Genomic DNA, 14,043 nt, shown 5'->3' on the forward strand with positions numbered 1-14,043 from the left:
AGCTTAGTGCTCGAAAGGCGCATTGCTTATATCTACCAATAACTCTTATTCTTTTCGACATGCTGATTTCCTTCAAGACCATTGAACTGCCTTTCAAAGTAGGCGATACTGTTTTTGTTAACCAACCTCATAGCGGCCGACGGTCGGAAGAGGAAGGGGAACCATATCCTTATTTTGAAGCAGAAATCATTCGCATATTCCTTGATGGTCGACTCGAAGAGCTGACGGTTATTGCTGAGCCCGTCGATACGTATGAACTGGAAGTAAAAACAGCCGTTTATGAACTGAAGCCGGTAGGAGATTACAGCGATCTGGTTCGGATGCCCTTGTCGATAAGTTTGCCCATTAAAGAACCTAAGCTATTCAAGTCAGAAGAAGATTTATTGGATTATCAACGCGCGCTTGACCAGGTTGAAAATCAGCTTGGAGCTATGCCTGCCCCGGAAGATAGGCCGTCATAAACCAATACTGACGAATCACCATGACAAGCTCCAGGTATTGTTCATAACCAGAAGGTTTTTGAATGACGGTCGCTGCTCCCAATTGATAAGCTAATCGAGCCTTATCCGCATCTTCTATACCCGTCAAAATAATAACCGGAATGTGCGCCCACTCCTTATTTATCTTCAAATTCATCAGGATTTCTATGCCATCCTGTTGTGGCATATACATATCCAGGAAAATTAGATGGGGAATGTTGCCAGCCTCCGTCATGAGTTCAAGCATCACCAGGCCGTTACTAAAGTAACGTAATTGACAATTGGGTAAAACGGCAAGAAGCGCTTTTTCCAATAAGAACGCGTCATCTTCGTCGTCATCAACTAAATAGACTAATCGTTCTTCTGCTGGTACTGGACGGGGAGGGTATTCGTTTGGCATAGATAAAGTTCTCGAGCTCAGTGAAAACAATGAAGCAGGTAGAAATTTCTATGCTAATCCATAACATTGAGCCTCATTGAAAGTGTCAAGCAGTATTGAAACCACTCACATCGAGTAAAGTTTGGGCAAGATTAGCTCAGAACAAAACAAGGACAGTAAAATGTTGGCTAAAACAAGTCCTGAACATGGCTTCTCCGAGAGGCCAGAGCAAGCTGGCATTGGTTCAGGGTAGCAGTCAGTTGGTTTGCTCTTGATATTTTGGTTACTTCGGAAAGACTGCTGTGTTGAATTTGGCTGAGTTCACGTTTGAAGAAAGGGATAGCCAATTCGAGCCGGAATACGCAAATTCGATGGAAGTTTAGTAGATCGATGCCAGCCGCACCGATTTGTAAACCGGGTGTAAACTGTTGTCCAAGAATCAACTGACATTCCAGCATCATTTCGCAAATCGCTCGCTGACAGTCTTCACCATCAAAAGCTTCTATTGGAAGTTGAGTCCAGCTCCGGTCATCGGACAGAATTTTTGCTTCTAGTAGCCGATGTCCCTTTTTGACAATGTCATTTATGGCTTCAAATCCTATTTCTAATTTGGTATTAGCTATAGAATAAGGCCGGACTTCACCCATCAAATCTACAAACGTTGCAAACAGGATCATTTTGGCGCAGAAAAGAAGCGGTTATAGAAGGAAGCATTTGTCTTATTAGACAAATATATGCTATCGGCCTTTAACAGATATCGCACCGTCACAGATAACCCGTTTAAGCCAAAACAAAAAGCCAGTTAACATTTCTGCTAACTGGCTGATTTTCAGTAGTGGGAGTTGACGGGTTCGAACCGCCGACCCTCTGCTTGTAAGGCAGTGTATTAATCCCAATTATTATTAATTATTATTATATAAACTACTGAATAAAAGCTATTTAATTGCTGGGAGTTTATTGTTGGTTGTTATAGGTACAACATTAATTGTTACATTTGTTGTACCTGACGTTGTACCTAAAAGGTCAGGTACAACAATGCCAAGAACAACACAATACAAAGAAGGAAAGGCTACTGTAAAAATCATTTACCGTACTGCTAAAACGCTTAAAGATGGTTCACATCCGTTCTGGCTACGTATTACGAAAGACCGGAAAACGACCTTTATTGCGACTGGTTTAAGCCTTTTGCCTAAGCACTGGAATGATAAATACAGTAGCTATAAAGAAGCTATTCGCAAAAGCTATCCTGAACCTTTCCGCGATGAGTTGATAGTTAAACTAACAGAGTGGGAGGAAAAGTATAGTAGTGCCGCAAAATCGTTGTCTATTGCAGATGAAGTACATGATTCGCGTGCTGTAGCCAGCAAAGCCAACGAAAGCCGAAAACAAAATCGTAGCATAACACTACTTGCCTACATGGATGAAATCGTTGCAACTATGCTTGCTGCCCGTAAAGAAGGTAATAGTGTTATTTATCGTGATTTGAGAAATCAGCTATCAGATTTTGTACTGCATCAATATCAGAAGCAGGATATAGGTTTTGGAGAAGTCTCGGTACGCTTTTGTAACCAGCTTGAAACGTTTCTTCGGGGGCGAGGCAATAGTGACACTACTTTAAGTAATCGTTACCGTACTTTACGGGCTGTGCTTAATAAAGCAATTGCAGAAGGTGCTGCTAAGCCTGACCAATATCCCTTTGCTCGAAATGTAGCTGAAAAGCATAAGTTCAGTATTGGTAAATTCGATACTACAACTCAGAAGCGAGCTGTAAGCCGAAACGATATACGTAGGTTTGAAGCATTCATGCCAATAGGCATTTACACGGCTGAAGATTTTGAAGGCAAGCGAAACGCAAAAGCGCTTGCCAACATTAAAAACGAAGCTGAGGTTGAACGACTTAGATTGGCAAAGGCTGTTTTTCTCTTTTCTTTTTATTGTGGAGGAATCAACTTTGTTGATCTAGCTAAACTTCATTGGAAAAATGTTAGCCTTGATGTTGAGGGGCAATGCCGTTTAAACTATACCCGACAAAAGACAGGAGGTAAATTTTCAAATAGGTTACTGAAGCCAGCTATAGACATTATTGAGGCTTATCGTCCTTTTACCAATGAGGGGCCGGACAGCTACATCTTTCCAATCCTTAACGTCAAGCAGCACCATACTGAAACACAGATTAACAACCGGCTTCATAAGATTCTAGGTCAAGTGAATAAAGACCTTAAGACAATAGGAGAACGGGCTAACATCAATACGCCATTAACAACCTATGTGGCCCGTCACTCATTCGCTACAGCATTACGGCAAGCTGGACAGCCAACCGCTGTAATTAGCCAAGCTATGGGACATAAGACAGAAGCAGTTACCGCTATTTACCTAGATTCTTTTGCCTCTGAAACCGTTGATTCTGCTTATGATGCTTTACTCTAATTTTTTAGGTATATCAAAAAGTGGTAAATTTAAGAAGAGCTATTATACCACTTTTGTACCATAGGTTTATGGGTAATATTCAGTTGCTTGAAGCCGAAGAAATCGAAATACCTGATGAATTGAGTCTAGAGTTTGAACGCGATTCGGGTAGCCTCTTCCAAAAGAACTTATTATCTGTGGTTGAACACTTCACCGATTCAACCGACAAAGCACAAGCAATTGTAAATAATATTCATGGCTCAATCATTAACGACTTAACGAGCTATCAACTTTATGAGATTTTTAAGTCAGGGTCGATTGAACAGCTACCTATTGTTCTAAAAAAGGTAAGATTCGAGATTATCAAGGTTGATGATTGTCAGCTTATATCCTTGCTCTTGCCAACATCCCCACCGATTACAGAGGCAAATATAAACTGGCTGAGAAAAGAACTAAGTGCATTATATCCAGAACGACTACAAAGCTATACTCTTACACTTGTTGGCCCTGATGGAAAGAAGCTATGCTTTAAAACCTGGGATCTGCTCCAAGCTCGTCAGTTTGATGCATACTTTAGTCATTACCTCGAATGGCTCAAAATACATACCATTAAAATTGGCTCTCGCTTTCAGGATGTATATGAAGAAATAAAGGAGTGGCTTACTCCAAAGGTTGAAGAATATGTTCCTAAGCAAAATGGATTTGTGCAATGGTTCCTCACTGAGCGGTTATCTAAACTTGAGTTAACTTTTACATTGACATTTGATAAAGCAACTGGCTTACTCGTAGATGGAGAAAAGAGCCGGGTACAGTTGAAATATAATTTATCTTCAAAAGATGTGATTGAGCAAGATGTCATTGATTATGCTTTTAGAAGACATAACGAGCTTACAATAGCTAAGCAGTTAGCACTAAGGTCATTTAATCAGCAAATAGAGAGTCCAATTAGAAAAGCGGAGGGCCTTTCCCTCAGACAAGTCGCGCTTTTATATATCTACCAGAACAAGTGTATTAAGCGAGATTCCAGAGCTGATGATATAGCTAAACGGTATGGTTACAATAGTGGGGAAAAGCTTTATAATCATTATAGAAGTTTAAAGGATCGTAATGATCGAATCAATGTAGACGGAAGAGTGATAAAACCACTTATTAATGATATAGAAGCAGTATTGCCTTACCTGGAGAAAGAACAACGGAAAATAGCTGAGAATGAATTAAATACTATCAAGTGTAAGATTGTGTGACCGGTATATACCAGTTACGCGCTATATGATGGAGCAATCTTGCCAGCGTCAAACAAAACGATATGGCAATGAGTAATCCATTTGAAATCATCAATGCACGTCTTAACAATTTAGAAGCCTTAGCGCTTGAGACTCTTCAAAGTTTACGAAGCTCTAATCAATTGCCTTTAGATGAGATAGGGGGGATTGAATTAGCTGAGCAAATTACACGGCTCAGTAAGCCACGTATATACACCCTCGTTTCACAACGGGCTATACCTCACAAAAAGCGGGGAAATCGGCTTCATTTTAACCGGACCGAATTATTAGAGTGGGTTGAACGGGGGAACCGTAAAGTAGATGGGCTTTATGAGTAATCCTCAACCTTCCCCCACCGCTGCAATCTCGGTTGCTGATATGCAAACTAAGTTTGCTAAAAAAGCCAAACAGCTTAAGTACCAAGCTTTTGTTTGCCCCTCTCATGAAGAGGTAATCAATAGCCTACTTGAGCAAGTTGAAAAGCTTGATTTTAGAGAACGAGCGGGTTTTGAGCCTGACGACGAAGAGGCTACCTTAAAGACGCGTCATTACCTGGTTATTGTATGTGAGGAAATAATGGCCTTAGCACAACGCTATCAATGGGGGTTATGCCGAAGAGATGATTTTTATTATTCATATAACGGCGCTTTCTGGAGGTTGATAGACCGAGATGATCTAAAAGCTTTTTTAAAAGCAGCCGCTGAACGAATGGGTATTGATAAGTTCATGGCTCGGTATGTGGGTTTTGCGAATCAGCTTTTTGATCAATTTACAGAAGCTTCTTACCTGCCAAAAGCAGTCTTTGAACGGGATACGGTTAAGATTAATCTAACCAACGGCACCTTCATTATTGGCACCGAGAGCCAAACTTTACGGCCTCCTGATCGAGCAGACTTTATCACGTATCAATTACCGTTCGCGTATGATCCTGAAGCTAAAGCACCGCTTTTTGATCAATTCATCAATCGGGTACAACCTGATATCGACTGTCAAAAGCTCCTGGCCGAATACATAGGTTATGTCTTTGTGTCCCCTTCCAAACTCAAGATGGAAAAGACACTACTCCTTTACGGTTCGGGTGCTAATGGAAAGTCGGTATTTTTTGAGATTGTAACAGCGCTGTTAGGTTCAGATAATGTTAGCCATTATTCTTTGCAATCATTAACTGAGGAAAAGGGCTATCACCGCGCAAACATTGCAAATAAGCTTGTCAACTACGCCAGTGAGATAAGTGGAAAGCTTGAGGCTAACATCTTTAAGCAACTTGTATCGGGTGAACCTATAGAAGCAAGGTTACCCTATGGTCAGCCATTCATTTTAAAAGATTACGCAAAGCTGATCTTTAATTGCAACGAGCTACCCACCGACGTAGAACATTCGAATGCTTATTTCAGACGGTTCCTGATTGTCCCGTTTGGGGTAACTATTCCTGAAGTTGAGCAGGATAAGCAACTAGCGGCCAAGATTATTAATTCGGAGCTTTCAGGTGTATTCAATTGGGTGTTAGCTGGCTTACGTCGCTTATTAGAACAGGAGAAGTTTACCTATTGTGAAGCAGTCGTAAAGCAAGTGGAGGCTTACAAACGCCAATCGGACACGGCTACCCTTTTTCTTGAGGAGGAGGGATATAAACCTGATCCGACTCAATACACCACATTACAAGACCTTTACAGGTTGTATCGGGCTTACTGTGTTGATAGTGGATGTATTCCAGTAAAGCGGACTAATTTTAAGAAACGGCTAGAGGCTAATGGGGTTGTAGCCGAAAAGCGAAATATCGGGCAAGTCCTATATGTCTGCAAAGACAACGCAAGTTTTTAAAAGTCTTATTTTACTGTCACTTTCGTCACTTTTGTCATAATGAGTAAGTCTTAGCTCAAGCCGTGACGAAAGTGACAATTGTGACGACCTAACAAAAGATTTATTTTTTGTATGTCAAACAAAGACTTTCGATACCAATTGCCCAAGAAGGCAGTTAAGATAGATTGCCCTCTGTGTGGACCTAAGCACCGTAAGACACTAAGCCCCTATATTGATACGAGAACGGGCGAACCATTACCAGACATCTACGGGCGTTGCGACAGAGAAAGCAACTGTGGGTACCATCTGAATCCATACCAAAAAGGACCGTCTGGTTTATCTTACCATGACGAAGTGAAAGCTCGTTATAGTGTTGGTTCGATTCCTAAGGCTTGGTTTAAGATTGCCGCAAAGCAGAAGAATAAAGGCATAACGAAACAAGGAATCATAATCGGGCTTGTGCAAATGGAACAGGCCACACTTGAGCAAGCCGAATATGTAGCGGCTTATATATTCGATAAGCCAACAAGGGCTGTTGCCAAAGCCAAGATGCCCATAAATGAAGGAACAGTATATACCATACCGGATGAAATTTTTGAGCAATCGTTAGGGCATTATGAACGTAATCTGTTTGCCTATCTTTTGCGTTGTCATTTAGGTATGGGCGTTGCCGATGAGCTGTTAGAACGTTTTCAAATCGGAACATCAACGCTTTGGCCTGGAGCTTGTGTATTTTGGTACATTGATGAACTAGGGCGCAAACGAGGAGGGCAGATTAAGCTATTCGATGATAACTTTCATACGGTAAAGTACAAGGACCGGGAGGGTAATCAACGTAGTAAAACGAGTTGGGTACATTCGGCCTTATTACGTAAGTATACACAGCAAGAGAAACCCGTTCCTGAATGGCTACAAGCCTATGAGGAACATGCTGAGCGCTCACCCTGTTTGTTTGGGTTACCTCAACTCTTAACGGCGCCAATAGATCAACCTGTTGCTATTGTTGAGGCTCCGAAAACGGCTGTCATATGTAGTGCATACTTCAAAGACTATATGTGGCTTGCTGTTGGGGCATTATCATATCTAAACGCTCAGCGTTTAGCACCTTTACGTGCGAGAAATATTGAATTATACCCTGACCTTTCAAAAGATGGAACTGCTTTCAACAAATGGAACCATATAGCTAATGATCTACTAGCCAAAGGCTATAAAATCACAGTTTCTAGCTATTTAGAAGATAATGCAACAATTGAAGAAAAAGTAGGTGGCTATGATATGGCTGATTTTTTGCTCGAACAGTGGTTAGGATATCCGCTTACTTGGAACATATAAATAGCTCAATGTGATCACATTACCTGTAATTACTTATTTTACTAATCGTGAATTTCAAATCTTTTAAATTTGTATAACCTCCCGAAATTAGCTCTCGCACAAATTGTTCGAATTGTTTCTTGTTTATATCCTTCTCTGAACATTTCGGGCCAAATACAACTCCGATTAATTCAATCGGTAACGAATTGTCTTTTAAATCGAACTCAACAAAAGGATTTAATATTTGATGGCTCGATGTTAGATTCCACCCTTTCTTTATTTTGGAGTTATACTCAGCAATATAAAGTAGCCTTACTTCTTTCTCAACTTCATATTCATACGGTTTAAAGAAGTGTCTCCAAATCGATAGGGTCTTAAACTCAAAATTAATATTAAGATCAGTTTTTATTCTATTTGTTATTTCTTTAATTAAATCAAGTTCAGGATGAGATTGATCTTTTTTGCTATAGCTAATTCTTTTTAATATAAATTCGTTCTTTTTTAATGCTTCTATAGATGAATTAAATTCTAAGCATACCCCCTTTGAATCGTCTGCGTACAATCTCCATTGAGTTAAGTCATCCTGTTTAAGAGAGCAGGATGATATGAATCGATTGTTATATGCTTCAATTGTTTTTTCATCTGCTTGGGAATAACTTCTACTTGTACCTAATATGTAATTCTCTGCATAATTCACCTCTGTTGTGTCATTCATTCCCACTAAACAATTCATTCTAAAAGTGTTGTTCTTTAACATCGCATAAAGCGTCGGTAATGTAGTATAACGGAATACCTTTGAAGGTACTTTATCATCTTTGAGTAGTAATCTAAATATTTTGTTTTCTAAGCTGTCTATATTCTGAGGGTCAGATAAATAAAACACTTCGTCAATTTCTTCGTAATTTACAAGTGTAGCAATATTAATAGCATTATTCGAGATGCATTCTTTTAAATATGTAAATTCGCTTTCATTAATTACTGCTGTTATTATTGAGGCAATAGATTGATTGATCTCTATAAAATCGTAAATTTTTCTTTGACTAATTATTTGAATAAATCCATCAAAATCTGTATCTATAAAATTATTTTCTTTGTTCCTGTCTAAGATCTTAAATTTGTTGATTCCATCAGATAGTATTGCATAGCGAATATCGTTTTCGTTAGCGTATTTTATTAATCTGGCAAAGTTGAAATTTTCAAAAAAATTTTTAGATTTTATTTCAATTATAGCGATAGTTCTGTATCCAGCACGTAATATGAAATCAAAGCCAATTGGAAAAGAATCCGGCCTTAGGATTCTTAGTTTATGTTCTGCTATAGAGGTTTTTAGCCTAACATTATAACTTGAAAATTTCTCGGCAAACTGCTTTTCTAGATATGACTCTGGAGTTTTCATTGTCCAAATGTTTATCTTTTTAAGTTGTTAGAACAATTTTTTAGGTTTTAAACTAAAGTCGTTGTATTGTCTTTTATATAAAAATTAAAATATGCCATATAAGTTAATTATTTTTTTAATAAATATCGCTATTATGTAGTATAAAAAATGGCCTTCAGTAACACTTGAATTGTAAAGCAAGTTTAAACATTTAGTCTTCTTAGGTTATTCCTCAAATTCTCGATTATTGTAACGTTTGGAGTAGTAGGGGAGTAACTTATGGTATTATCTCTGTTTTTAGTAAACTTTCCAATTTCAACTTTTCCTCCATATTGTGCGGTATTCAAAAACCTCATAAGAATATTTGCATTTTCAACATAAGAAGTTTTTTCTATTAGTAAAAGTGTTTTTAATAGATAATCTAGGGCCTTTTTGAACTCATTAACAACAGGCAATACTGGGAATAAGTTATTTCTTCTTTTAAGGTCTAATTTTAATTTTTTGCTTATATCGTCACTTGAGAGTAATGCGTTAGTATCAAAGTAAATCTCGTAATTGATTATTAACTTTTGTTGACTTCTAGAATCGCCATATTCTATTCCTTTGTAAATATTGTTAATCGGGAAGTGTTCGTGAAGTGCATAATTTCTTAAATGGTAAAAGAGCTTGTATGAAAAGTAACTATTATAGCAATACTTTTTCGCTTTGTCAAAGTCTAAATATTCTTTAGAAGTACTTCCATACTTTCTTTTTAATTTGAACTCTAGATGATCGATAAATATTCGACATGAGCTTACATAGCTAGTAAACGTTCTATTTATGTTTACAAAAAAATCGTCCATCATCTTTGAGTTTTCATACTCGGGATCTTGTGAACTAGCAGATATTGTAGAATATTTCTGACATGTATCTAGAAAATCATTTAAATTCATATCTATTTCTACGGAACGCCTATTAAAATAATGATATTCAAACATCACTTTATTGGCGGCTAGTATACTTTCATACTCTGAAGCGGTTGCTTCTCTAATTATATACGCTTTGTTATTATCATCTTGCTCAACTAAATATAATTTTTCTGTACTCATGTACTTTACGAAAAAGTCTGGCACAGTAGTTACCCAAATTTTGTCTCTCATATAAGCTATAAAAATATAATATTTAAATTAATTGACTTTTTTATCACATTGAGTCGATCATTGCACCCTCATCATTTGTCAAACCATATAGTGCATATACTAGCCGGTCAATTTCTGCTTCTAATGCTGATGTGTCAGCGATTGGATCAATAGCTCTGGCGTATAGAATCTGATCAACTATAAGTTCAATATCAATTCTCGCAGAATCTGTTGGAGTAGGCACCGGAATCTGTTCTACATACTGTTTGAAAAACCTTAAATAGCCGCCCCGAATAGCTGTAGAAAGAATCTTATAGAAATAAAGAACAACTTTTGAGTTAAGTAAGGCTAACAAGTATTTATCATCTTTCGGAATAAAGTATGCAGTGTTTACACAGTATGAAGATTTGTCATCATAAGCGGCTTGTACTCTTATGCCAATATCTGGAAAGATAATTTTATTTACTTCAAACTCTTGATAGTAATCAGATGCCCACCTTTGTAAAGCATACCATTCATATCTGATTCCTACTTCAGCTTGATTCCTTGCTTGTAATTTCGTCTTAAATTGATATAAATGATTGAATACTGAAGGATAATTCTCTTTAAAGAGTGCTTCCGCTTCTAAAGAAGAGCCTTTGATTGCACTGTCATTATGCAGCGGAAAGTGCCAAGGAATGTAAATAAGATACTTATTGGTTTTTGGAACTTCATAACGTTTTATATCTCGTCCTCCTAAATATGGCTTAATAACATCAGCACTTCGTGCGTCTTCAGCAATTAATTTATTTTTTGTAACATCATCAATAATGAAGGCTTCATTCAACCCTGTCTTAATTCCGTAATAAATTTTTCCATTTACGTACTCACCTAGCGGCTTACCCGCTGCTTGAATCTTTGCTGTGAGTTGCTTTACCTCTAGATTAGTTAGCTGCCACCCTTCATCTTGTAGGCTGTCTACCACAATTTCAAAAGTAGTAGCCTCTATGAATGCCGCTAGACCATTAGTATAATTCAGCGAATTGATCAGTACTGATTTGAAGCTTCCTCTAGTAAGATCATTTTGGATTCTTATGATACTTGGATAAGTAGTAGCCTCATCAAAAACTGGTAGATCTCCAAAATCAGCAATGTGCTCAACGGCTAGTGTCTTAAGCCATTTACGCATGTTTTCTGCGTACCCTGCCTTCAACCACTTGTTCGGGGTGATATAAGTAAACTGACCCATAGGCCGTAAGATCCGTATCCCATGCTCAATGAACATAACATAAAGATCAGCAGTGCCTGCGTAGGTTTTGGGAAAGTTTTTTTTGAGTAACGTTTTTGATTCGCCTAAATCCTCTTGTCTGATGTAAGGTGGATTGCCAATTACAACATCGAAGCCAATATAATCTCCCTTTTCATTCAGCACTTCAGGGAACTCGAACCGCCATTCGAAAGAACCTCTGTATAGGGCGTTGTTTTCGACTTCGGCAATCTCTGTTTCAGCTTGCTCAATAGCCTTATCAAAGCGCTTCTTTTCGGTCTCAACCAGCTTTGGGTCTTTGATAGGATTTCCAAAAATGTCTGTATTGACTTCGAGTAGAGCTCGTTTTCCTCGTAAGTCTAAAAGCTTTTTTCTACGAGGGTCACGCTTATAAACGGTCTCTCTAAATTGGCTCTTAATCTCATTAATGAAGCGTAACAGTTCGGTTTTGGCCTCTTTGTTTGGCGCGTTCTTATAATCGGCTACCGCTTTCTTGTATGCCGATAAGCTAAACTTTTGCTTTTGGAATACGTCTGTTAAATCTTCGGTGAGGCTAAACTTACTTAACAGGCTGTTCCCTTGCTTTATGTTGATGTCAATGTTAGGCAGGGTTTCAAGCTCTGTAAAACCGGACTCATCGGTATAATAGGCGTTCTTTAGTAGCTCAATCCAAAGCCGCAACCGGCAAATCTTAACCGAGTTGGGATTTATGTCTACCCCAAACAGGCAGTTTTCAATAATGGTCTGCTTTTCGTGAAAGAGCGTCTTTTGCACCCGTTGTCGTTCGGGCGTTGGCTTTCCGGTTGCTTGCAGTACGTAGGTAAAAGGCGTTTCGTCCTCATCCTGTACAATCAACTCATCGTTGAGGATGCTGACCGAGTAACCTTTTAAGCGTTTGCCCGTCTCATCCTGCAACACTCCTAAATCTGACTTGATCGCTATTAGCTCATTAAGTGCCGATACCAGAAAGTGCCCTGAGCCGACAGCCGGATCACAAATGCGTACCTCATTAATCAGGGTGTTAGCTTCAGTCCGATCAAAGTCCTTGTCTTCTAGTTCGGCAAAGTCTTTACAAGCCCACCCTTTAGCCTCGTTGAATTTTTGAACAACTGCTTTTCGGATGGTCTCCCGGCACATATACTCTGTGATAAATCCAGGCGTATAGAATGAACCGTCTTTATAGCCATTGATCTTTTCAAAGATTAAGCCTAAGACAGATGCATTGATCAGCGTTCGGTTTTTCTCCAGTATACCTTCCCGGCTCTCTGACGCAAAATCATAAGCATCCAGGAAGGCAAACAGATAAGCCATGGTGCCTAGTTCATCGGTGTTTCGATAAGCCGGATTCTCTTTTAAGACGCTGTTACGGAGCAGCGGTAAGTTCAGGCTGTCATCTAAGCCGTTGATATTGATTGTTGCGTCTTCTAAGTCTGTTATCTCAAATAAGGAGCTGTTGAGGTATGGAACACGGCCAAACTTCTTTTGAATTGACTCTTGCCGCTCAGTTGGTTTCTTAGCCAGTACCCGAAAGAACAACTTATACAACTCGTCAAAATCGCTGATCTTGTTCCGGTTCAAAAACGCGTATTCCTGATCCCCATTATGGTACTTAACTAACTGCGATTCGAGCAGCTTTAAGAACAAGATCCGGTTAATCCACGTAATGCAAAGCTCAAGAGCTACGCTAAACAACTGCTCATCATTGGTTGCCCCATATTGAGCCCGATCCGTTAAATGATAGAGCTTTCCGGCTGTATCTAACTCAATGATGGTATTCTCCAGTAAGGAGCCTTCATCTCGTTTGCCAGCCTGTTTACGACGAATGACTTTTTTACCGCCCTCTTTAACCTCCTCCAGACCGATCAGGTGCAAGAGTTCAGAATAGAACTTTGGGTTTAGCCGGTTGCTATCAGTTGCCGTTGGCAGCTTAAGTAGGTGCGTTGGTGAAAGCAGCTTGTAAAGGGCTAACAGGCGCTTGTCGTCCGTCTTAGAGGCATTCGATACAATGGTTCTGTATTCCCGTAAATCGAAGTAAGTAAACGGTATCTCCTCGTCTAAACCAGCCAAAAAGGGTTTGGCAATCTCATTATAAAATAGCTCGTTATTGGTGCTTACCTTCCGACCGGATGCCCAGGCTTCATACTCCCTAACTAAATGGGTATTCTTATAGAACAGCCGCTCGAACTGAGCAGCATCGAAGATAAACCACTCGTAGAGGTTGGTAATGATGCAATGCCGTATGTCAGTGTTTCTGCTTTGAATGCGCTCTCGGAAGTAGTACAGGATTAATTCCTGCATCGCTTTCGTGTTGAGGTTTTGGCGCGTGACCATTTCGGTCTTATTGGTTGGCCGCTTAACCTCGAACAACACACCAGCGGGTGAAGCCCCTTCTTTACCGGTATGAATAACAAAATCTGTCTTACCCTTAGTGGCAACTAGATAAGCCGGTGAGTAGTAGACAGTCTTTAGAAAGTCCATCAAATGCCCTTTGGCATTCTCCTCACTTTCTTTCTCATCAATGCGTTCGAAAAGTCGGGTGTATTCAGCTTTAAATAGCTCAACTTGCTCACGCCCAACATTTTGTAAACGGTAAGATTTTTCTAGAGATTCTAACGGGTTACGAGCCGTAAGGAGCATTCTTTTTTGTATATTTAAAGGGGGCTAAAT

Annotated in this window: 11 protein-coding genes; 6 read left to right on the forward strand and 5 right to left on the reverse strand. The window is 39.2% G+C overall.

The features are described 5' to 3' along the window. Positions 1 to 59 precede the first annotated feature (59 nt). Positions 60 to 461 carry a hypothetical protein gene (locus ACYVIY_RS16530; RefSeq protein WP_460977482.1) on the forward strand — a complete coding sequence of 134 codons (402 nt, stop codon included), beginning with the start codon at positions 60 to 62 and terminating at the stop codon, positions 459 to 461. On the opposite strand, the gene ACYVIY_RS16535 is transcribed toward ACYVIY_RS16530, so the two are convergent. Both ACYVIY_RS16535 and ACYVIY_RS16540 read right to left on the reverse strand, forming a co-directional pair. Continuing rightward, positions 430 to 879, reverse strand: a complete 450-nt coding sequence (locus tag ACYVIY_RS16535; protein WP_460977483.1) for a response regulator — start codon at positions 877 to 879, stop codon at positions 430 to 432. The genes ACYVIY_RS16530 and ACYVIY_RS16535 overlap by 32 nt on opposite strands. A gap of 167 nt (positions 880 to 1,046) precedes the next feature. Then, positions 1,047 to 1,535: a hypothetical protein gene (locus ACYVIY_RS16540; protein WP_460977484.1), complete on the reverse strand. Its 489-nt coding sequence runs from the start codon at positions 1,533 to 1,535 to the stop codon at positions 1,047 to 1,049. 358 nt (positions 1,536 to 1,893) lie between these two features. Here ACYVIY_RS16540 and ACYVIY_RS16545 point away from each other — a divergent pair, with 358 nt between their 5' ends. From ACYVIY_RS16545 to ACYVIY_RS16565, 5 genes are all read left to right on the forward strand, one after another. Continuing rightward, entirely contained in the window at positions 1,894 to 3,285 is a 1,392-nt protein-coding gene (locus tag ACYVIY_RS16545) for a site-specific integrase (protein WP_460977485.1), read from the forward strand. Between the two features lie 68 nt (positions 3,286 to 3,353). Then, complete coding sequence (locus ACYVIY_RS16550) at positions 3,354 to 4,508, forward strand: hypothetical protein (protein ID WP_460977486.1); 1,155 nt, start codon at positions 3,354 to 3,356, stop codon at positions 4,506 to 4,508. A gap of 68 nt (positions 4,509 to 4,576) precedes the next feature. Beyond that, a complete protein-coding gene (locus ACYVIY_RS16555; RefSeq protein WP_460977487.1) occupies positions 4,577 to 4,864 on the forward strand; it encodes a helix-turn-helix domain-containing protein in 288 nt (95 codons plus the stop codon). After that, the gene (locus ACYVIY_RS16560) at positions 4,857 to 6,347 is read left to right on the forward strand and encodes a DNA primase family protein (protein WP_460977488.1); all 1,491 of its coding nucleotides are present in this window, start codon (positions 4,857 to 4,859) and stop codon (positions 6,345 to 6,347) included. The genes ACYVIY_RS16555 and ACYVIY_RS16560 overlap by 8 nt, the downstream gene beginning before the upstream one ends. Positions 6,348 to 6,458: 111 nt before the next feature. Beyond that, the gene (locus tag ACYVIY_RS16565; RefSeq protein WP_460977489.1) at positions 6,459 to 7,658 is read left to right on the forward strand and encodes a DUF6371 domain-containing protein; all 1,200 of its coding nucleotides are present in this window, start codon (positions 6,459 to 6,461) and stop codon (positions 7,656 to 7,658) included. 19 nt (positions 7,659 to 7,677) lie between these two features. On the opposite strand, the gene ACYVIY_RS16570 is transcribed toward ACYVIY_RS16565, so the two are convergent. The 3 genes from ACYVIY_RS16570 to ACYVIY_RS16580 all read right to left on the reverse strand — a co-directional run bounded on the left by ACYVIY_RS16570 (position 7,678) and on the right by ACYVIY_RS16580 (position 14,013). Then, positions 7,678 to 9,033: a DUF2971 domain-containing protein gene (locus ACYVIY_RS16570; protein ID WP_460977490.1), complete on the reverse strand. Its 1,356-nt coding sequence runs from the start codon at positions 9,031 to 9,033 to the stop codon at positions 7,678 to 7,680. A 182-nt stretch (positions 9,034 to 9,215) separates the two neighbouring features. Further along, on the reverse strand, positions 9,216 to 10,151 hold the full coding sequence (locus ACYVIY_RS16575; RefSeq protein WP_460977491.1) for a hypothetical protein: 936 nt from the start codon (positions 10,149 to 10,151) through the stop codon (positions 9,216 to 9,218). Positions 10,152 to 10,194: 43 nt separating this feature from the next. Next, positions 10,195 to 14,013 (reverse strand): class I SAM-dependent DNA methyltransferase, encoded by a 3,819-nt coding sequence (locus ACYVIY_RS16580; RefSeq protein WP_460977492.1) that lies wholly within the window; start codon positions 14,011 to 14,013, stop codon positions 10,195 to 10,197. Positions 14,014 to 14,043 lie beyond the last annotated feature (30 nt).

Source organism: Spirosoma knui (assembly GCF_054780635.1).

Excerpts from the sequence above, each read along its gene's own strand:
- ACYVIY_RS16540 (WP_460977484.1), bottom strand. The coding sequence starts at position 1,535 with ATGATCCTGTTTGCAACGTTTGTAGATTTGATGGGTGAAGTCCGGCCT.
- ACYVIY_RS16570 (WP_460977490.1), bottom strand. The coding sequence starts at position 9,033 with ATGAAAACTCCAGAGTCATATCTAGAAAAGCAGTTTGCCGAGAAATTT.
- ACYVIY_RS16530 (WP_460977482.1), top strand. The coding sequence starts at position 60 with ATGCTGATTTCCTTCAAGACCATTGAACTGCCTTTCAAAGTAGGCGAT.
- ACYVIY_RS16580 (WP_460977492.1), bottom strand. The coding sequence starts at position 14,013 with ATGCTCCTTACGGCTCGTAACCCGTTAGAATCTCTAGAAAAATCTTAC.
- ACYVIY_RS16575 (WP_460977491.1), bottom strand. The coding sequence starts at position 10,151 with ATGAGAGACAAAATTTGGGTAACTACTGTGCCAGACTTTTTCGTAAAG.
- ACYVIY_RS16555 (WP_460977487.1), top strand. The coding sequence starts at position 4,577 with ATGAGTAATCCATTTGAAATCATCAATGCACGTCTTAACAATTTAGAA.
- ACYVIY_RS16535 (WP_460977483.1), bottom strand. The coding sequence starts at position 879 with ATGCCAAACGAATACCCTCCCCGTCCAGTACCAGCAGAAGAACGATTA.
- ACYVIY_RS16545 (WP_460977485.1), top strand. The coding sequence starts at position 1,894 with ATGCCAAGAACAACACAATACAAAGAAGGAAAGGCTACTGTAAAAATC.
- ACYVIY_RS16550 (WP_460977486.1), top strand. The coding sequence starts at position 3,354 with ATGGGTAATATTCAGTTGCTTGAAGCCGAAGAAATCGAAATACCTGAT.
- ACYVIY_RS16565 (WP_460977489.1), top strand. The coding sequence starts at position 6,459 with ATGTCAAACAAAGACTTTCGATACCAATTGCCCAAGAAGGCAGTTAAG.
- ACYVIY_RS16560 (WP_460977488.1), top strand. The coding sequence starts at position 4,857 with ATGAGTAATCCTCAACCTTCCCCCACCGCTGCAATCTCGGTTGCTGAT.